This window comes from Mycolicibacter sinensis (assembly GCF_001673565.1).
GTDB classification, from domain to species: domain Bacteria; phylum Actinomycetota; class Actinomycetes; order Mycobacteriales; family Mycobacteriaceae; genus Mycobacterium; species Mycobacterium sinense_C.
This window is the reverse complement of sequence record NZ_LZMF01000069.1, coordinates 1-18748: the sequence shown is the minus strand read 5'-3', so window position 1 is coordinate 18748 and position 18748 is coordinate 1. Positions and strand designations below refer to the sequence as shown.

General features: G+C 67.0%; 18 protein-coding genes and 1 pseudogene. 9 read left to right on the top strand and 10 right to left on the bottom strand.

From position 1 onward, the window contains the following. Positions 1–244: 244 nt before the first annotated feature. Complete coding sequence (locus A5648_RS10600; protein ID WP_234787392.1) at positions 245–1414, top strand: PE-PPE domain-containing protein; 1170 nt, start codon at positions 245–247, stop codon at positions 1412–1414. On the opposite strand, the gene A5648_RS10595 is transcribed toward A5648_RS10600, so the two are convergent. The 5 genes from A5648_RS10595 to A5648_RS10575 all read right to left on the bottom strand — a co-directional run bounded on the left by A5648_RS10595 (position 1411) and on the right by A5648_RS10575 (position 5041). Beyond that, on the bottom strand, positions 1411–2133 hold the full coding sequence (locus A5648_RS10595) for a hypothetical protein (protein WP_065024503.1): 723 nt from the start codon (positions 2131–2133) through the stop codon (positions 1411–1413). The two genes, A5648_RS10600 and A5648_RS10595, sit on opposite strands and share 4 nt — an antisense overlap. Next, the gene (locus tag A5648_RS10590; RefSeq protein ID WP_065024502.1) at positions 2133–2612 is read right to left on the bottom strand and encodes a hypothetical protein; all 480 of its coding nucleotides are present in this window, start codon (positions 2610–2612) and stop codon (positions 2133–2135) included. Before A5648_RS10590 ends, A5648_RS10595 begins: the two co-directional genes overlap by 1 nt. A 42-nt stretch (positions 2613–2654) precedes the next feature. Continuing rightward, on the bottom strand, positions 2655–2900 hold the full coding sequence (locus A5648_RS10585; protein ID WP_065024501.1) for a hypothetical protein: 246 nt from the start codon (positions 2898–2900) through the stop codon (positions 2655–2657). A gap of 147 nt (positions 2901–3047) precedes the next feature. Next, positions 3048–3539 carry a methylated-DNA--[protein]-cysteine S-methyltransferase gene (locus tag A5648_RS10580; RefSeq protein WP_065024500.1) on the bottom strand — a complete coding sequence of 164 codons (492 nt, stop codon included), beginning with the start codon at positions 3537–3539 and terminating at the stop codon, positions 3048–3050. After that, on the bottom strand, positions 3536–5041 hold the full coding sequence (locus A5648_RS10575; RefSeq protein ID WP_065024499.1) for a DNA-3-methyladenine glycosylase 2 family protein: 1506 nt from the start codon (positions 5039–5041) through the stop codon (positions 3536–3538). Before A5648_RS10575 ends, A5648_RS10580 begins: the two co-directional genes overlap by 4 nt. Positions 5042–5134: 93 nt before the next feature. Here A5648_RS10575 and glsA point away from each other — a divergent pair, with 93 nt between their 5' ends. Beyond that, positions 5135–6409 (top strand): glutaminase A, encoded by a 1275-nt coding sequence (gene glsA / locus A5648_RS10570; RefSeq protein WP_065024505.1) that lies wholly within the window; start codon positions 5135–5137, stop codon positions 6407–6409. A gap of 6 nt (positions 6410–6415) precedes the next feature. On the opposite strand, the gene A5648_RS10565 is transcribed toward glsA, so the two are convergent. Both A5648_RS10565 and A5648_RS25080 read right to left on the bottom strand, forming a co-directional pair. After that, positions 6416–8020, bottom strand: a complete 1605-nt coding sequence (locus A5648_RS10565) for an adenylate/guanylate cyclase domain-containing protein (protein WP_065024498.1) — start codon at positions 8018–8020, stop codon at positions 6416–6418. Between the two features lie 44 nt (positions 8021–8064). Beyond that, positions 8065–8505, bottom strand: coding sequence for a hypothetical protein (locus tag A5648_RS25080; protein ID WP_131810548.1), 441 nt, complete (start codon positions 8503–8505; stop codon positions 8065–8067). 65 nt (positions 8506–8570) lie between these two features. On the opposite strand from A5648_RS25080, the gene A5648_RS24015 reads away from it, so the two are divergent. From A5648_RS24015 to A5648_RS10545, 5 genes are all read left to right on the top strand, one after another. Then, positions 8571–8741, top strand: coding sequence for a hypothetical protein (locus A5648_RS24015; RefSeq protein ID WP_165607328.1), 171 nt, complete (start codon positions 8571–8573; stop codon positions 8739–8741). Between the two features lie 55 nt (positions 8742–8796). After that, positions 8797–10254 carry an RNA-guided endonuclease InsQ/TnpB family protein gene (locus A5648_RS10560; protein WP_207511655.1) on the top strand — a complete coding sequence of 486 codons (1458 nt, stop codon included), beginning with the start codon at positions 8797–8799 and terminating at the stop codon, positions 10252–10254. A gap of 73 nt (positions 10255–10327) precedes the next feature. Then, on the top strand, positions 10328–10999 hold the full coding sequence (nucS, locus tag A5648_RS10555; RefSeq protein WP_065024496.1) for an endonuclease NucS: 672 nt from the start codon (positions 10328–10330) through the stop codon (positions 10997–10999). Between the two features lie 45 nt (positions 11000–11044). Then, on the top strand, positions 11045–12139 hold the full coding sequence (locus tag A5648_RS10550) for an NADH:flavin oxidoreductase (RefSeq protein ID WP_065024495.1): 1095 nt from the start codon (positions 11045–11047) through the stop codon (positions 12137–12139). Between the two features lie 5 nt (positions 12140–12144). After that, entirely contained in the window at positions 12145–12483 is a 339-nt protein-coding gene (locus A5648_RS10545; RefSeq protein ID WP_065024494.1) for a hypothetical protein, read from the top strand. Positions 12484–12487: 4 nt separating this feature from the next. Here A5648_RS10545 and mce read toward each other — a convergent pair whose 3' ends face one another. Then, positions 12488–12991, bottom strand: a complete 504-nt coding sequence (gene mce / locus A5648_RS10540) for a methylmalonyl-CoA epimerase (protein WP_065024493.1) — start codon at positions 12989–12991, stop codon at positions 12488–12490. Between the two features lie 82 nt (positions 12992–13073). On the opposite strand from mce, the gene A5648_RS10535 reads away from it, so the two are divergent. Further along, the gene (locus tag A5648_RS10535; RefSeq protein ID WP_065024492.1) at positions 13074–14255 is read left to right on the top strand and encodes an acetyl-CoA C-acetyltransferase; all 1182 of its coding nucleotides are present in this window, start codon (positions 13074–13076) and stop codon (positions 14253–14255) included. 156 nt (positions 14256–14411) lie between these two features. Beyond that, entirely contained in the window at positions 14412–15311 is a 900-nt protein-coding gene (locus A5648_RS10530) for a thioredoxin family protein (RefSeq protein WP_065024491.1), read from the top strand. On the opposite strand, the gene glgB is transcribed toward A5648_RS10530, so the two are convergent. Then, a complete protein-coding gene (glgB, locus tag A5648_RS10525) occupies positions 15308–17515 on the bottom strand; it encodes a 1,4-alpha-glucan branching protein GlgB (RefSeq protein ID WP_065024504.1) in 2208 nt (735 codons plus the stop codon). The genes A5648_RS10530 and glgB overlap by 4 nt on opposite strands. 5 nt (positions 17516–17520) lie before the next feature. Beyond that, positions 17521–18748, bottom strand: a pseudogene (locus A5648_RS10520) (alpha-1,4-glucan--maltose-1-phosphate maltosyltransferase); the annotation flags it as partial.

Sequence of the window (18748 nt, the reverse complement as noted above, 5' to 3'; positions counted from 1 at the left end):
CAGCAAAAGTAGGACACCGCCGAACACAACATAGTGAAACGCCCCCCGAGAAATCGGGGGGCGTTTCCAATTCCCCGGAGCATTTCTCGTGTCCTCTCTGCGCCAGGCCCGGCTCGCATGCCTGGTCGGGTGCCGGCTGGCAGGTTCGCCGAGAATGTGTCCAGATAGCTCATTCCGGTTGCCCCACCCGTCGCGGCGCTATACCGTTAAGCCTCACTTAAGGGGGTTAACAGGAGGTTATCGGGTGCGCGCCTACCACTGCCTACCCATCGTTGCCGGCATCGCGACCGCCAGCCTGATCGCCGGAGTACCGGTGGCATCGCCGGTGGCCAGGGCGCAGGCTCCGGCGTTCTCGCTCACGGGAAACGGCACGGCGCTGGGGGATGGGGTCGCGTTCCTGATGGGTGGAACCGGGATCCCGCAGCCGCCCCAGACTTACCTCGATGCCGTCAATGATCTGTTCTTGAGCCCGCACGGTTTCGGTGGCGAGCTGGTATCGCTGTTCACACCGGAGAACGTCAGCGACACCTCACGTGCCGTTGGACTGCAGCTGCTTGAGAATGCGGTGGCTGAGCGACTGAACAGTGGAGAGGTGGACGCCGAGCACCCGATCGTGGTGTTCGGCTACTCGCAGAGCGCCTCGATATCCGTGGGGCTGATGCAATGGCTTGACGAGCATGACGTGTCGAATGACCTCGTCCGGTTCGTGATGATCGGCTCCCCGGCCACCAGCTCCATCCCCACTGACCTGTATCACACCGACGTCTACAACTACGAGTACGACCCGGTCGCGTTCAAGCCGACCTACTTCAACCCACTGGCGGACCTCAACTCCGCGCTGGGCTTCATCTATGGACACTCGGTGTACCTGAGTGCGACGCCCGAGCAGATCGCGAACGCGATCGAGCTGCCGACCTCGGATCCCGACGCGCTGACCACCTTCCACATGCTGCCCTCCGAGATCTTGCCGCTATTGGCGCCGCTGCAGTTGGTCCCGATTTTCGGAATGCCGCTTTATGAGCTTCTGGAGCCCGTCACCCGGATCCTGGTGAATCTTGGCTACGGCAGCATCGATCATGGTTGGCCGCCGGGAGACGTCGATGTGGCGGCGGGATCCGGACTATTCCCGACCGACATCGATTTCGGCGAGCTACTCACCGCGTTGGGCAAGGGCGTCGTCGACGGGGTCAACAACTCAATCGCGAGCTTGTTCGACCCCGACACCTACACGATTTACTCGTTGCAGGAGCACCCGTCGCTGGCCGGGATCGTCAATGAGGGATACCTCGCCGGCTACCTCGACTCGCCGCATCCGTCGCTCGAGGAAGCGATGACGGGTCTGTTCAATTTCTTGACGGCGTTCACCGACACCACCCCGTACGACATGCCTGACCCGATAGACCTGCTGGGCTAAGCGGGCATTCCCCGGAGAATTCCTTCGATCTGATCCAGCAGCTCATTCGGGTCTTCGTCGGTCGCGTCCTTCCAAGCGACGAGTGCGTTGGCGAGGTTGATCGGCTGGCCGGTCAGGTGCAGGCCGAGCAGGACCGTCTGGAGGTCGCTGTTGTTCGAATCTGCGGCGCGGCAGGCGAGCTCGGTCTGCAGCGACTGGCCGTTGACCGGATTCCGGACCATCTTGGGAGTAATCGACTCTATGTCATCGCGGCGGATTTCCGTCAACATAGAGCCGGGTGTGGCTGCTCGCAGCTTTATTGCAGTGGGGGAGATGCAGAGCGGGCATCGGCGCCACATCCGTGGGACGCCGAACAGCGCTAAGGGCATCACGCCTACCAGGAGGATCCCGCCGAAACGAAACCACGCGGGATAATCGGAGTTTCGGCCCGCTGCCGCCATAGCTACGCCCATTAGCGGGACAATCGCTATTGCCATGTAGGCGTTTCCCTCGAACCACGGGGTGTAGCGGCAGACGATCTCACCGGCTGTGCGGCCGACGCCCGGCCGAATGATCCGACGCTGGCCGACGACGATGAGGAGTGCCGCGCACACGATGCCAAGAGTCCCGTACCACGGGAATCCGACCCGTGCATCCACTGCCGCTAACAAGAGCAGGAAGCCCCCGAAGGAATAACGGGCTACTCGCCCCCAGCGGCTTTTTGCTCCATTGCTCGCCATCAGCGACCAACCCGCTGTCTGCCCAGTGGATTGGCGCCGTGATCGGCTTTCGAAGCGAAGAGCAGGGTGCGGATCGCGCTGGCGTGGCCGTCGGCGGCTTGCTCTCGCGCATCGCGTTCCGCGGTGGAACCGTAGTAGGGCAGCGTGTCGGTGAGGGTGTAGTCGTCATCGACGTTGAAACCGCCACGGACAGCGGCATTTACCGCATTGAGCACCGACTGCTTGTTCGTCTCCTGCCGGCCGCAGCATCGTCGGGCGATCTCGGCAGCGACTCGGAGCTGATCAGCCGGCGTCCGCACCTTGACGGCATCGGCAGCAGTTCGCTCCTGCATGCCATGGGCAGCGCTGCCCTCCCACACCGTCCCGCCGGGGCGCACCGACGCGTTGCGGACCTCGGCGAAGGCGCTCTCCCACGTGTCAGCAAGCCGGGACCAGTCCTCGCCGGAGATCTTGAGGTACTCCCAGCTCGCCGCTCTCACTTCGGACAGCGACGGCTAACCGTTGCTCAGCGTCACCGATGGCTACCTCGGTAGCCCGCGTCCGCCGGCGCCGCCGTCCCCGCGCGGGTAGCCGCTGAGGGCACCCGAGTCCACTGCGGCCAATGCCGCTGCGCCATCGTCGTCCATCGCCTCGTAGTCGCGGGCCGCCTCGGTGAGCTTGGTCGCTGACGCCTGCATCCGGCTGGCGAGGACCGCGCCGACCCGGTTCGCACCCGCACTGACCGCCGTCGCCGCCGCCCCGCTGGACTGCCAGGCGGGTGCGGTCATCGTCGGCAACGACGCCCTGACCGACCAGCGAGGGCATCACAGCGCTGTGCCAGCGTGCGCAACCCCTCCGGCACAACCCGAAGCCCCGGTGTGGTCACCACGGAAGGTTATCGGCATCGGCGGCGATGGCCAATTCAGCAGGAGGGCTCAGTCGAACAGCGTGGCGTGGCTGTGCTGGCGCTCCAGATCCAGCAGCGCCCGCTTCCGGTCGACTCCGCCGCCATAGCCGGTCAGACTGCCGTTGCTGCCGATGACCCGGTGGCACGGAACGATGATCGAGATCGGGTTGCGCCCGTTGGCCAACCCGACGGCGCGAGATGCGGTCGGCGCCCCGATCTGCATGGCCAACTGGCCATACGAGCGGGTCTGGCCGTACGGGATCGTCAGCAACGCGGTCCACACCCGACGCTGAAACTCCGTACCGGCCATCTGGTAGGCCAGGTCGAATTCGGTGAGATCGCCGGCGAAATACGCCGCGAGTTGCTCGACCACCTCGGGGAATGCGGTCTCGTCGCGTCGCCAACCGGTGCGGTCGGGGGCGTGGGAGTGGTCGAGCATCAGCAGATGGCTGAGCTTGCCGTCCTCGCCGGCCAGGGTGAGCGGGCCGATCGGGCTGTCGATGGTGCGTTGGCAGGTCATGCGATCTCCTGGGACGTCGGGGGCCAGTCGTTGACGGCGTGGTCGAGTGCGGTCCACAAATGCTGGGTGGCGTAGGACCGCCAGGGACGCCAGCGGGCGGCGCGTTGATTCAGCGCCCGCGGCTGCTCCGGCAGGCCCAACTGCCGGGCGGCCACCTGCACCCCCAGATCGGTTACCGGAAAGGCATCGGGGTCGCCCAGGCCACGCATGGCGATCACCTCCGCCGTCCAAGCGCCGACACCGGGAATCTGCAACAGCGCGTGCCGGGCCCGGTCCCAATCGCAGCCCGCGCCCAGCACGACGGTGCCCTCGGCCAACCCCGCGACCAGGGCGAGCAAGGTGCGCCGGCGTGCCCGGGGCAGGGCGAGCTGATCGGGATCGATGCCGGCGAGGCGCTGCACCGAGGGAAACACGTGCGTCAGCCCGCCGGCCGGATCTGCGATCTGCTCACCGTGCGCAAGCAACAGTCGGCGCGCGTGGGTGCGGGCCGCCTTGACCGACACCTGCTGGCTGAGGACCACCCGCACCGCCAGTTCGGCTTCATCGACCGTCCGCGGAATGCGCTGACCCGGCGCCTTGGTCACGACCGGTGCCAATTCGGGGTCCTCGGTGAGTGTTTCGACGACGGCCTCGGGATCGGCGTCGAGGTCCAGCAACCGCCGGCAGCGGGTGATGGCGGCCGTGAGGTCCCGGAAGTCCTCGAGCACCAGCTTGCATCGGACGTGATCGGCGGCCGGAGACAAGCTGACTATGCCGTTGCCGTGCGGCAGGCGCAGGGTGCGTCGGTAGGCACCCTCGCGTACCTCCTCGCAGCCGGGAACCGCGCACGCCGCCAGATGCCCGAAGACACCCTCGAACGCGAACGGAGTGCGCACCGGCAGGCGCAGCGACAGCGCCCCTGGGCCGGGAGCATTCCGGTCGGACTGGATCGTCGACCGGGTGACCGCCTGCTGCCGCAACGCCGTCGGGGTGGTGGCACACACGGCACGGATCGTGTCGTTGAACTGCCGGATGCTGGCGAACCCGGCCGCGAACGCGACGTCGCCCAACGGCAGATCGGTGGTCTCGATCAAGATCCTGGCCGTCTGCGCCCGCTGGGCGCGGGCTAGCGCCAACGGGCCGGCGCCGACCTCGTCCTGCAGCAGGCGCTGCAACTGGCGGGCGGAGTAGCCCAGGTGGCCGGCAAGTCCGGTCACCCCCTCCCGGTCGACGGTGCCGTCGGCGATCAAGCGCATCGCCCGGCCCACCACGTCGCCGCGGATGTTCCATTCCGGAGAGCCCGGTGCCGCGTCCGGTCGGCAACGTTTGCAGGCCCGGAAGCCGGCGCGCTGCGCGGCGGCGGCGCTGGGGTAGAACCGCACGTTGCGCGCCAGGGGCGGGCGCGCCGGGCAACTGGGCCGGCAATAGATCCGGGTGCTCAGCACGGCCGTGAAAAACCAGCCGTCGAAGCGGGCGTCGCTGGACTGCACGGCACGATAGCAGCGGTCGAAGTCGTCGTGCATGTTGTAACCATGGCACGCGCAGGCCGATGACACTAGCGGAAATGCGACACGACAGTGCCGGAGCGGTACGGGTCGCGGGGCTACCATCTGGGCGTGACAGCACTGGTGCAGCGGTACCTGGACGGGATCCTGGCCGAACACGCCGACGTGAGCGTCGGCGCACTGGCGAGCTACATTCCGGAGCTGTCCCGGGTCGATCCGACGGGCTTTGGCCTCTCGCTGTCCTCCTCAGACGGTCATGTCTACGAATCCGGCGATGCCGGTGTGGAATTCACGATGCAGTCGATCTCCAAACCGTTCACCTATGCCCTGGCGCTCGATCAGCTGGGTCAAGAAGACGTCGACGCGCGGATCGGCGTGGAACCCTCCGGTGAGGGGTTCAACAGGATCAGCGTCGATCAGGTCACCAACGTCCCGAAGAATCCGATGATCAATGCCGGCGCGATCGTGGCGTGCTCCTTGATCCCGGGCAAGACGGCCGACGATCGGTTCGACCTCGTCCGCGAGTTCTACAGCGCCTGCGCCGGCCGCGGCCTGGACTTCGACGAGGACGTCTACCGATCCGAGAAGGCCAGCGGCAGCCGCAACCGCGGGATCGCCTACCTGCTCGAGAGTTTCGGCGCGCTCGGTGCTGATCCCGACGACGCACTCGACGTCTACATCCGATCATGCTCGCTGAAGGTCACCAGTACCGATCTGGCCCGGATGGCCGCGACGCTTGCGCGCGGCGGGTTCAACCCGCTGACCGGCCGGCAGGTGACCGACGCGGCCGTGGTGCGGCGCACGCTGTCGGTCATGGTCACCTGCGGTATGTACGACGCCGCCGGTGAGTGGGTCAGCGCGGTCGGTATGCCGGCTAAAAGCGGCGTCGCCGGTGGCATCGTGGCGGTGCTGCCCGGCCAGCTCGGTATCGGCGTCTATTCGCCGCGGATCAACGCCAAGGGCAACAGTGTGCGCGGGGTCCTGGTGTGCCGCAGCCTTTCCCAACAGCTCGGCCTGCACTTCCTGACGGTGAGCAGCGAAGCCCACGCGGCCATTCGCGGGGCGTACACCCCCCGCCCCGGCGCTCGGGTCTACGAGGTCCACGGCGATCTGCTTTTCGCGGGTGCCGAACAGGTGGCCCGCACCGCCACCCGTGAGTGTGGTGACTTCGACATCGCGATCCTGGACGTGTCGCGGCTGCACGCGATCAGCGATCCAGCGCGCGCCCTGCTCGCCGGACTGGCCGACGATCTGCAAAGCCGCGGCAAGCAGGGGCTGCTCGTCGATCCCGGCGGCGCGGTGGCGCCCGACCCGGCGGCCTACGGCGCGCTGGTGTTCGACACGGTCGAGGCCGCCCTCGCCGCGATGGAGAAGCAGGCCGGGTAACGCCGGCTACAGCGGGCCGGCCAGCACGGTGGGCTGGTCGTAGCCGCGCAGTACCACCGACTCGCCCAGCACCCAATGGGCCTGCTCGCTGATGCTGGCGGCGAGCACCGTCGGCGCCGTGGTCAACAGCGGTAGCTGCCGGGCTTTGGCCAACTCGCACAGCCGGGCGGCTTCGTTGACCGGTTCGCCGATCACGGTGTATTCGAAACGTTCTTTGGCGCCGACATTTCCGGCGACGACCTGGCCGGCCGCCACACCGATACCGGCCCGGATCTCCGGGACTTCGTCGGCTAGCCGAGACAGGATCCCTCGAGCGGCGGCCAGCGCTTCGTCCTCGGGCTGGTCGAGGTGATTCGGGGCGCCGAAGATCGCCAGGGTCGCATCGCCCTCGAATTTGTTGATCAGCCCGCGGTGGCGATCGACCTCGTCGACGACCACCGCGAAAAACCGGTTGAGCAAAGTGACGACCTCGGTCGCCGCCTTGGCGGTCACGATCTGCGTCGAGCCGACGATATCGACGAAAAGCACTGCGACGTGGCGCTCTTCGCCGCCCAGCTGTATCCGTTCGCGTTCCGCCGCGGCGGCGACCTCGCGCCCGACGTGGCGACCGAACAGGTCGCGTACCCGTTCGCGCTCCCGCAACCCGTGCACCATCGCGTTGAAACCGCTCTGCAGCTCACCGAGTTCGGTGCCGTCGAACACCACCAGATCGCCGCGAAGGTTGCCCTGTTCGACGCGCTTGAGTGCGGCGCGTACCACCCGCACCGGGGCAGCCGTGAGCCAGGACAGGATCCACATCAGCAGGAATCCGAAGACCACGGTGGCAACCGAAATGATCAGTACCGCAATACCGAACTGGGTCATGGTGAGGTTCTTCAGCACCAGGGCGAATATCGCCGTCAGCGCGATACCCAGAACCGGCACACCCGAGCTGAGTAGCCACACCATCATGGTGCGGCCCATGATTCCCGAGATGAACCGCCGGGGCGGCCGCCCGGCGGCGAGTGCCTGCGCGGCCACCGGCCGCAGCGCGAACTCGGTGAAGAGGTAGCAGGCGGTGGCCACCTGGATGCCGCAGATACCCACGGTGAATGCCACAATCGGAATGAAGATACTGTTTTTCATTCCATAAAGCAGCGTGAACAGCACCGCCGCCACGCACCAGAGCGCCAGCACGACCTGCGACACCCGCCACGGCGCCAGGAAGGCGTTGCGCTCATCCGCCCGGCTGGGCTGCTGCTCCTTGATCGCCCAGCGCAACCTCTTGATGGTGCGCCGGGTGATCCAGTAGGTGCCGAAGACCATCGCGATCACGACATAGGCCGGAACAACGCCGTAGGTCAGCCACGTCGGGGCGTCGGCGAACACACTGGGCGTCGGAAAGGCCACCGTCACCAGCATCACCGCCACGGCGATCCCGAGCAGGTTGGTCACCACGATGACCACCGTCATGATGAACTGAATGCGTATCCGGCGCAGATACTGGCTCTCCGAGACCCTGCCCAGCAACCAGGAGCCGTATTCGGGCGTTTCCGGCAGCCGGCCGCTCTGGCGGGTCAGCAGCTCCAGGATCCGGCCCAGGCGTTGCGCGGTCGTCTTTGGCGGCTTCATCGTGGCGTAAGAATAATTGCTCGGGGCTGCGCCGTGTCGAACAATTAGCTGCGGTCGAGTCGGCGTAGCAGCATGGCAATCTGGCTGAGGATCGCCGAATCCCTGATGTGCTGCGAGGGTGATTTCGTAGTGGCGGTCGAGTCGATGGCAGTGATTGATCCAGCTATTGGTAGGTTCGGCAATCCAGCGGCGTGGCTGTAACTGGTACCGGCTGGCTGATTTTGGGCCGGAAACGATGTCGATGCTGACGCTGGCCTTGGTGGCTGAATCGGCGACGGTGGTGCCGGTGTAGTCCTGGTGTAGTTGTCCAGCCAGAGGTGGGCAATGGTCGGCGCGACCCGTGTCACTTCGCCCAGGAGTTCGGGAAAGGCTGCACGATCCTGCACGTCAGCGGCGGCGACCATTATGCCCGCGCTGTCGACCAGGATGTGGCGTTTGAAGCCGTCAATCTTCTTAGCGCCTTCGAATCCGCGCGGACCGGCCACCGGAGATGCCTTGGCGCGGCAGGGGGTACCTCCCGCTTGCGGGCGAATACCGCGAGGCGCTGCCAGTGCGCAGCAAGGTAGAGGATCGTGTCGAGATATTGGCGCCACCGCTGGGGCGGGCACGTCAGGCCACCGTGTGGATGTTCCGGCACGACGAATCGGTCGATGCGCGCCCAGGCGGTGCCGGACAGATCGGACTCGTCGGGGAGCCGGTGCGGCGGTTTGAGGTCACATAACTACCGATCTGCGATCAGGTGTTTCGACATATTCTTGCATGTCAGCGTGTTGTCGGTGGCCTATGCGATGCTCGCGGTGATGACCCGGCACACGACGTTTAAGTTCTGCCTCGACCCGACCGTCGAGCAGATCGATGTGCTGGCCCGACATGCCGGGGCGGCCCGGTTCGCATTCAACCAGTGTCTACGGATGGTCAAAACTGCACTCAACGACCGGAAGTCCAACTCGAACATCGAGGTGCCGTGGACCGGGTTTGATCTGATCAACGTGTTCAACGCGTGGAAGAAGACCGAGGCCGCCGGCCGGGTTTTCACCGTCGATGCCGCCGGTGTGGCCGAATTGGATGTGACGGGGCTGTCGTGGCGGACCGAGGTCTGTCAGCAGGTGTTCGAGGGAGCCGCTGTCGATCTGGGAAAAGGGCTGAAAGCGTGGTCGGATGCCCGGGCCGGCAAGCGCAAAGGCAGGCGAGTCGGCTTTCCTCGCTTCAAGAAGAAGACCCGTACGATCCCGTCGTTTCGGTTGCGCAACAAGCACCCCAAAAGCCGGCGGGCGGCGATCCGCGTCGGCGAGGATGGCCGGCCGCGGTCGCTCACGCTGCCCGGCATCGGCCAGATCGCCGTCCACGACGACACCCGCCGACTACGCCGCCTGCTTGCCAAGGACCGCGCCGAGATTTTGTTCGCCACCGTCACTGAGCACGCCGGCCGGTGGTGGCTATCGCTGAATGTCGAAGCCGCTGACATACACCCGGCCCACCACCACCAGCCTCGAGACGCCGCAGACAGCGGTGGTTGGGTTGGGGTTGATCGGGGGCTTTCGGCGTTCGTCGTCGCTGCCACGTCCGGCGGCACCGAAGTCGCCCGAATCACCGATGCCCCCAAAGCACTCGCTACCGGCATGGCCCGCCAGCGCAGGTTGGCGAAATCGCTGTCCCGCAAACAGAAAGGATCACACAACCGCTCCGATGCCGCCGTCCGGCTGGCCCGGCATCACCACCGCATCGCCAACCGGCGCAAGCATTTCCTGCATCAGGTCTCCAACCAGCTGGTCAAGACTCACGACCGGCTCGTCATCGAAGACCTCAACACCGCAGGGATGCTGACCAACCACCGTCTGGCACGATCCATCTCCGATGCCGGCTGGACCGAGTTCGCCCGCCAACTCATCTACAAACAGAGCTGGCGCGGTGGCCAGGTCACCGTCGCCGATCGCTGGTACCCCTCAAGTCAGCTCTGCTCGATATGCGGAGACCGACGCACCGACCTGAGCCTGGCTGACCGAGAGTTCATCTGCACAGCTGGTCATTGCTTGGATCGTGACGCCAACGCGGCGGTGAATCTGGCCCGCTGGGGCCAAACCCATCACCACTCCCCTCGATCCCCGGACCCCCAAGCAGGAGGCCGGGCCACCAACGCCCGCCGACAGGACGGCTCTGACCGGCACCCTTCGTGTGCCGGTGAAACCAGCCTGGTTGAAGCGGGAACCGACGTTCACGCCGCACCCGCTGCCTGAACCGACGACGCCCGAGAAGGGCGGAGCCGAACACACCGACCACAGTTGTTCGACACGCTTTAAGGTGGTTCGGATGCGACTCGTGATCGCCCGATGCACCGTCGACTACGTCGGCCGGCTCACCGCGCACCTTCCGTCGGCCCGCCGGTTGCTGCTGCTCAAAGCCGACGGATCTGTCAGTGTGCATGCCGACGACCGTGCCTATAAGCCGCTGAACTGGATGAGCCCGCCGTGCCGGCTCGCCGAGGAGTCCGGCGGCGAGTTCCCGGTGTGGGTCGTGGCGAACAAGTCCGGTGACCAGTTGCGGATCACCCTCGAAGAGATCGAACACGATTCCAGCCACGAACTCGGCGTCGACCCGGGTCTGGTCAAAGACGGGGTGGAGGCACAACTGCAGGCGCTGCTCGCCGAGCATGTCGAACTGCTCGGCGAGGGCTACTCCCTGGTGCGCAGGGAGTACATGACTGCGATCGGCCCGGTGGACCTGCTCTGCCGTGATGCGCAGGGGCGCTCGGTTGCCGTGGAGATCAAACGCCGAGGCGAGATCGACGGCGTCGAGCAGCTCACCCGCTACCTGGAACTGCTCAACCGCGACACTCTGCTCGCGCCGGTGAGCGGTGTGTTCGCCGCCCAGCAGATCAAGCCGCAGGCCCGCACGCTGGCGACCGATCGCGGCATCCGTTGCCTGACACTGGATTACGACGCAATGCGCGGGATGAACAGCGACGAATACCGCTTGTTCTGATTACCGGGCGGAATAGTCGGCGAACCCAGCGCGTTGGAGCGGTCCATGGCAGTCGATAACCTCTTTCAGCCGCTGACGGTGCGCTCGCTGACCACGCCGAATCGCTTCGCGATGGCGCCGATGACCCGGCAGGCATCACCCGGTGGCATCCCGGGCCGCGATGTCGCCGAGTACTACCGCCGGCGCGCCGCCGGAGGTGTGGGCCTGATCATCACCGAAGGTATCCGGCTGCCCGACCCGGCCGCGGGTTACCCGTTCAGCGTGCCGACAATCGCGGGCGATGAGGTGCTCGCGGGCTGGACCCGGGTTGTCGATGCCGTGCATTCCGAGGGTGCGACGATCGCCGCCCAGCTCTGGCATCAGGGCGTGCAGCGCGACGACGCCGACGGGGTAGTGCCGGTCGGCCCATCGGGAATCGACGGACGTGGTCAGCCGCGCGGCCGGGCGCTGCGAACCGAGGAACTCCCCGGGGTCGCGGAACTGTATGCCCACAGCGCCGCCACGGCGCGAGACATCGGCTTCGACGCGGTCGAGATCCACGGCGCGCACGGCTACCTGCTGGACGAATTCCTCTGGGAGCGAACGAATCAACGCACCGACGGCTACGGCGGGTCGCTGGCCGCGCGGACCCGCTTCCCGGCCGAGGTGGTCGCTGCGGTACGTGCCGCGGTGGGGCCGGACTATCCGGTCATCTTCCGCTTTTCGCAGTGGAAGGGCACCGACTACACCGCCTCGATCGCCGACGATCCGACCCAGTTGCAGGAATTGCTGAACCCGTTGGTCGAGGCGGGGGTCGACGTGCTCCATCCGTCGACGCGCCGGCACTATGTGCCGGCGTTCCCCGACTTCGACGCGGATCTGAGCCTGGCCGGGTGGACCAAGAAGGTCACCGGGGTGCCGGTCATCGCGGTCGGATCGGTCGGGCTGGAAACACAGTTCCGCAGCGAGAAGCGCGGTGAGGTGATCGCGCCCGCCCCCGTCGACCGACTGGTCGAGCAGTTCGAGGCCGGGGAGTTCGATGTGGTGGCCGTCGGACGCGCACTGCTGGCCGACCCGACCTGGGTCAACCGTCTTCGCCGGGACGAGCTGGACGGGTTCGGCGGTTACGACGCGGCTGTCGCGCTGGCCGGGCTGGCCTGACCGGCATGGCTCGTCGCCGCGGCCCGTCGCATCGGCCGCAACGCCCGTTACCGCTTGCGCAGCGGGTCGAGACCGGACCCGACGGGTATGAGTACGTCGTGGCGGCGATCGCCGGCTCGCGCGCCGTGAAGGTCTATCGGTGTCCCGGATGCGATCACGAGATCCGCCCCGGTATCGCGCACGTGGTGGTGTGGCGTGCCGAATCCGGCAGTTCAGCGAGCCTCGACCGAGGAGAGGCGAAGCTGGGACCGCCGCATGAAGGCGAGGGTGACGACCGGCGGCATTGGCACACGCCGTGCTGGGCGAATCGCGCCACCCGGGCTCCCACCCGGAAGTGGTCGTGAGAGGTCAGTGCGCGCCGGTGGCGGCCTTGGCGTTCGTGGCCGGCTCGACCAACTCGATCAGCACCCCGCCGGCGTCTTTGGGGTGGATGAAGTTGATCCGGGAGTCCGACGTGCCGCGCCGGGGAGCGTCGTAAAGCAACCGCACACCCTGCTCGCGCAGCCGCTCGGAGAGCGCGTCGATGTCACTGGTCCGATAGGCGAGCTGCTGCAGACCCGGCCCGCGCTTGTCCAGGAACTTCGCGATCGTCGAGGACTCGTCGATCGGGGCCATCAGCTGAATCTGGGCACTGCCGACCGGCGCGCCACGCACCGCCAGCATCGCCTCGACGATGCCCTGCTCCTCGTTGACCTCTTCGTGCAGCACGATCATGCCGAGCTGGTCGTGATACCACTTCTTGGCCGCTTCCAGGTCCGGCACGGCAATGCCGACGTGGTCGATCGCCGTCACGAGGGCAGAAGCCAGGGCGCTACGCACCTCGAAAGAGTCGGCGATGGATTCGGTCGTCATAACGCAACGGTAACCTGACCGGAAACATCGCGCTGCGCCGATCCACCTAGATCGGCCACCCAGACCCGCCCGGGAGGTAGTCATGACGACATCGGTGATCGTTGCTGGGGCACGGACCCCGATCGGCAAGCTGATGGGCTCGCTGAAGGATTTCTCGGGTAGCGACCTGGGTGCCGTCGCCATCGCGGGAGCGCTGGAGAAGGCGCAGGTACCGGCGTCGCTGGTGCAGTACGTGATCATGGGCCAGGTGCTGACCGCGGGTGCGGGCCAGATGCCGGCCCGGCAGGCGGCGGTGGGCGCGGGCATCGGCTGGGACGTGCCGACGCTGACCATCAACAAGATGTGTCTGTCGGGAATCAACGCCATCGCCATGGCTGACCAGCTGATCCGCGCCGGCGAATTCGATGTGGTGGTGGCCGGCGGCCAGGAGTCCATGAGCAAGGCCCCGCACCTGCTGCTGGACAGCCGGTCGGGCTACAAGTACGGCGACGTGACGGTACGCGACCACCTCGCCTACGACGGCCTGCACGACGTGTTCACCGACCAGCCGATGGGTGCGCTCACCGAGCAGCGCAACGAGGTCGACCAGTTCACCCGCGCCGAGCAGGACGAGCTCGCGGCCCAGTCGCACCGCAAGGCCGCTGCGGCATGGAAGGACGGCGTCTTCGCCGACGAGGTGGTGCCGGTGAAGATCCCGCAGCGCAAGGGGGATCCGCTGGAGTTCACCGAGGACGAGGGCATCCGGGCCAACACCACCGCCGATTCGCTGGCCGGGCTCAAGCCGGCGTTCCGCAAGGACGGCACCATCACCGCCGGTTCGTCGTCGCAGATCTCCGATGGTGCGGCCGCTGTGGTGGTGATGAGCAAGGCCAAGGCGCAAGAGCTGGGACTGGACTGGTTGTGCGAGATCGGCGCGCACGGCGTGGTGGCCGGGCCGGATTCGACCCTGCAATCGCAGCCGGCCAACGCCATCAAGAAGGCCATCGCCCGCGAGGGCATCTCGGTCGACCAACTCGACGTGGTGGAGATCAATGAGGCGTTCGCGGCGGTGTCGCTGGCCTCGACCCGCGAGCTCGGGGTGAACCCCGACCTCGTCAACGTGCACGGCGGGGCGATCGCCGTCGGACACCCGATCGGGATGTCCGGCGCACGCATCACGCTGCACGCCGCCCTCGAGCTCAAGCGGCGCGGTTCGGGCTACGCGGTGGCCGCGTTGTGCGGTGCCGGTGGCCAGGGCGACGCGCTGATCCTGCGGGCCAAATAACCGTCTCCCTACGGTTGCGTAGGTTGCTGGAGCGGACAGATTTGGGGCGTCGAATCCGCACTGTGATTTTCGTCATAGCCGGCGGCATCGCCGGTTTACCCGGCCCGGAATCAGGCGTCGGCACCGGCGCCGCAAGGGCGTGACAGACTTGACGGCGTGACTCGTCCTCGACCCCCGATCGGCCCGGCGTTGGCCGGAGCAGTGGATTTGTCCGGTCTCAAGCAATCGGCGCAGCCCAGCGGCGCCGGCGGTGACAGTTCGGCTCCGCCGGGCGCCACCGAGATCACCGAGACCAATTTCGAAGACGAGGTGCTGGTCCGGTCCAACCAGGTGCCGGTGGTGGTGCTGCTGTGGTCGCCACGCAGCGAAGCATGCATCCAGCTGGCCGACACCCTGGCCGCGTTGGCCACCAGTGACGGCGGCACCTGGTCGCTGGCCACCGTCAACGTCGATGTCGCGCCCCGGGTGGCCCAGGTGTTCGGCGTGGAGGCGGTGCCCACCGTGGTGGCCTTGGCCGCCGGCCAACCGATCACCAGCTTTCAGGGCGTGCAGCCGCCCGAGCAGCTGCGCCGCTGGGTGGATTCACTGGTGTCGGCCACCGCGGGCAAGCTCTCCGGAGGCGGCGACTCCGAGCAGCCGACCCAGGTCGACCCGGCGCTGGCACACGCCCGTGATCTGCTCGACGCCGGTGACTTCAGTGCGGCCCGCGACGCCTACCAGGCCATGTTGGATGCCGATCCCAACCATGTCGAAGCGAAGGCGGCGTTACGCCAGCTCAACTTCCTGGAGCGGGCGACCGGTCGCGCTCCCGATGCGCCGGCGCAGGCCGACGCCACTCCGGACGACATCGAGGCCGCCTTCGCCGCGGCTGACGTGCAGATCCTCAACCAGGACGTCACCGCGGCCTTCGATCGGCTGATCGGATTGGTGCGACGGACCTCCGGCGACGAGCGCAGCACGGTGCGGACCCGGCTGGTCGAGCTGTTCGAGCTGTTCGACCCGGCGGACCCCGAAGTGGTCGCCGGCCGACGCAACCTGGCCAACGCGCTGTACTAGGCCGGTGCCAGCCACACCGCGGACAGGGCCGGCAACACCAGGACTGTCGAGGCGGGCCGGCCGTGCCACGGATCATCGGTGGCTTCGACCCCGCCGAAGTTGCCCGCCCCCGAACCGCGGTAGGCAACCGCATCGGTATTGAGCACCTCGCGCCAGCGGCCGGCACGCGGCAGACCCAGGTGGTAGTCGGCGTGTTCGACGCCGGCGAAGTTGAATACGCAGGCCAGCATGGAACCGTCGGCGCCGTAACGCAGAAAGCTCAGCACGTTGTTGGCCGAGTCGTTGGCGTCGATCCAGGAATAGCCGCGCGGGTCGGTGTCCTGGCTCCACAAGGCCGGCAGCGCACGGTAGTGGGCGTTGATATCGCCGACCAGGCGCAAGATGCCGGGGGAGTAGCCTTCGGCCTCGAGTTGCGGGTCGAGCTGGAACCAGTCGACACCGCGCTCGTTGCACCACTCACTGCGTTGGCCGAATTCCTGCCCCATGAACAGCAGCGGCTTGCCGGGATGCGCCCACTGGTAGGCCAGCAGGGTGCGCAGACCCGCCGCCTTGCGGTGGTCGTCACCGGGCATCCGCGACCACAGCGTGCCCTTGCCGTGCACCACCTCGTCGTGGCTGATCGGCAGCACGTAATTCTCGCTGTAGGCGTACAGCATGGAAAACGTCATGTTGTGGTGGTGGTAGCTGCGGTGCACCGGATCATGACCGAGATAGCCCAGCGTGTCGTGCATCCAGCCCATGTTCCACTTCATCGAAAAGCCAAGGCCGCCAAGGCTGGTGTCGCGGGTGACGCCCGGCCAGGAAGTGGATTCCTCGGCGATGGTCACGATGCCCGGCGCGACCCGGTGCGTGGTCGCGTTCAGCTCCTGCAGGAACTGCACCGCCTCCAGGTTCTCCCGGCCGCCGTGGATGTTGGGGGTCCAGCCGCCGTCGGGCCGCGAATAATCCAGGTAGAGCATCGATGCCACCGCATCCACCCGCAGCCCGTCGATGTGGAACTCGGTCAGCCAGTACAGCGCATTGGCCACCAGGAAGTTGCGCACCTCCGGGCGGCCGAAGTCGAAGACGTAGGTGCCCCAGTCGAGCTGCTCACCGCGTCGCGGATCAGCGTGCTCGTAGAGCGGGGTGCCATCGAAGCGGCCGAGTGCCCACTCGTCCTTGGGGAAGTGTGCCGGAACCCAGTCCACGATCACGCCGACACCGGCCCGGTGCAGCGCATCGACCAACGCCCGGAAATCGTCGGGCGTGCCGAAGCGTGCCGTCGGAGCGTAGTACGACGTCACCTGGTAGCCCCACGAACCGCCGAACGGGTGCTCGGCGACCGGCAGCAGCTCGACATGGGTGAAGCCATGTTCCACAACGTATTCCGTCAGCTCGGAGGCGAGCTGGCGATAGTCGAGGCCGGGCCGCCACGACCCCAGGTGCACCTCGTAGGTGCTCATCGGCTCCGCGACCGGGTTTCGCCGGGCGCGCTGCGCCATCCACTCGGCGTCATCCCAGCGGTAGGCGCTTGTCGTCACCCGCGACGCGGTTCTCGGCGGTACCTCGGTGGCGAAGGCGAACGGATCGGCCCGGTCGCTGACGGTGCCGTCGGCGCCGTGGATGCGGAACTTGTACAGTCCGCCGGCGGGGAAGTCCGGCCAGAACAGTTCCCAGACCCCGGAGGAACCCAGCGCCCGCAGCGGGGCGTCGTTGCCGTCCCAGCCGTTGAAGTCACCGATCAGGCCGACGCCGGTGGCGTTGGGCGCCCATACCGCGAACGACACGCCGGACACCTCACCGCCGGCCGTGGCCAGCGTGCGCTGGTGGGCGCCCATCACCTCCCAGAGCCGTTCGTGGCGGCCCTCGGCGAACAGGTGCAGGTCGATCTCGCCCAGTGTCGGCGGGAAGCGGTAACCGTCGGCGGCCGTGCGGATTCCGGTGGGCTCGGCGAATTGCGCGGTGTCGGGGTAGTGCACCTCGAGGCGGTAGTCGGCCAGGCCGGTCCGGGGCACGGCTGCGGCGAACAGTCCGGAACCGAGGTGGCGCATCGGGAACCGGTCGGCACCGGCGAGCACCACGATGCGGTGTGCGCGCGGCCGCAGCGCCCGAATCACGGTGACATCGCTGTATTCGTGGGCGCCCAGTATCGCGTGCGGATCGTGGTGCTCGCCGGCCAGCAGCCGGGCCAGATCGGCGCGGTCGGGCGCCAGGTGTCGGGTCATCGTGCTCACCGGCGACGCAACAGTTCGGTGCGGGCCGGCGCGTTGACCGGCGGCATCGTGACGATGTGGGCGACCGCCCGCGCCGGGTCGAGGCGCACCCAGTTCTCCTGTCCCCAGTGGTAGTCCTCACCGGTGATCTGGTCGCGTACCCAGAAGCGTTGGTAGTCCTCCATTCCCAGCGCCCACATGTCCAGGCGTAGCGTCGCGTGCTCGGGGGCGAACGGGTTGAGGGTGACCACCACCAGCACGGTGTCACCGCTGGCCGGATCGAACTTGCTGTAGGCCAGCAGGGCATCGTTGTCGACGTGGTGAAAGTGCACGGTGCGCAGTTGACTCAACGCCGGATGCAGCCGGCGGATCTCATTGAGCCGAGCGATGAACGGTTCGAGTGACCTGCCCTGGGCGAGCGCGGCGGCGAAGTCGCGAGGGCGCAGTTCGTACTTCTCCGAGTCCAGGTACTCCTCGCTGCCCTCGTGCAGCGCGCGGTCTTCGAACAATTCGAAGCCGGAGTAGACGCCCCACGTCGGGCTCAGGGTGGCCGCCAGCGCCGCACGGATGGCGAACATGCCGGGGCCGCCCGCCTGCAGGCTGGCGTGCAGGATGTCGGGGGTGTTGACGAAGAGATTCGGCCGACGGTAGTCGGCGAGTTCGGCGATCTGCTGTCCGAACTCGGTCAGATCGTGTTTCGTTGTCCGCCAGGTGAAGTACGTGTAGGACTGGGTGAAACCCAGTTTGGCCAGTCCATACTGACGCGCCGGCGGGGTGAATGCTTCGGACAGGAACAGCACATCCGGGTCGATGTTCTTGACGGCGCCGATCAGCCAGATCCAGAAGTCCGGCGGCTTGGTGTGCGGATTGTCGACCCGAAAGACCTTGACGCCGTGGTCCATCCAAAACCGCACCACCCGCAGTACTTCGGCGTACAACCCGGCCGGATCGTTGTCGAAGTTCAGCGGATAGATGTCCTGATACTTCTTCGGCGGGTTCTCGGCATAGGCGATGGTCCCGTCGGGCAACTCGGTGAACCATTCCCGGTGCTGGCTGGCCCACGGGTGATCAGGCGCGCACTGCAGCGCCAGGTCCAGAGCGACCTCGAGGTCCAGCTGGCGGGCGGCGGCGACGAAAGCGTCGAAGTCGTCGATGGTGCCCAGATCTGGGTGCACCGCAAGGGCCGCAACAACTCCGCGACCGCAGAGCCCGGTGACGTCGGTTCGCCGTGGGCCATCGGTAGCG

Excerpts from the sequence above, each read along its gene's own strand:
- A5648_RS10580 (WP_065024500.1), bottom strand. The coding sequence starts at position 3,539 with ATGACCTGCCAACGCACCATCGACAGCCCGATCGGCCCGCTCACCCTG.
- A5648_RS10535 (WP_065024492.1), top strand. The coding sequence starts at position 13,074 with ATGACGACATCGGTGATCGTTGCTGGGGCACGGACCCCGATCGGCAAG.
- A5648_RS10550 (WP_065024495.1), top strand. The coding sequence starts at position 11,045 with ATGGCAGTCGATAACCTCTTTCAGCCGCTGACGGTGCGCTCGCTGACC.
- mce (WP_065024493.1), bottom strand. The coding sequence starts at position 12,991 with ATGACGACCGAATCCATCGCCGACTCTTTCGAGGTGCGTAGCGCCCTG.
- glgB (WP_065024504.1), bottom strand. The coding sequence starts at position 17,515 with ATGACCCGACACCTGGCGCCCGACCGCGCCGATCTGGCCCGGCTGCTG.
- A5648_RS10575 (WP_065024499.1), bottom strand. The coding sequence starts at position 5,041 with ATGCACGACGACTTCGACCGCTGCTATCGTGCCGTGCAGTCCAGCGAC.
- nucS (WP_065024496.1), top strand. The coding sequence starts at position 10,328 with ATGCGACTCGTGATCGCCCGATGCACCGTCGACTACGTCGGCCGGCTC.
- A5648_RS10595 (WP_065024503.1), bottom strand. The coding sequence starts at position 2,133 with ATGGCGAGCAATGGAGCAAAAAGCCGCTGGGGGCGAGTAGCCCGTTAT.
- A5648_RS10545 (WP_065024494.1), top strand. The coding sequence starts at position 12,145 with ATGGCTCGTCGCCGCGGCCCGTCGCATCGGCCGCAACGCCCGTTACCG.
- A5648_RS10585 (WP_065024501.1), bottom strand. The coding sequence starts at position 2,900 with ATGACCGCACCCGCCTGGCAGTCCAGCGGGGCGGCGGCGACGGCGGTC.
- A5648_RS10565 (WP_065024498.1), bottom strand. The coding sequence starts at position 8,020 with ATGAAGCCGCCAAAGACGACCGCGCAACGCCTGGGCCGGATCCTGGAG.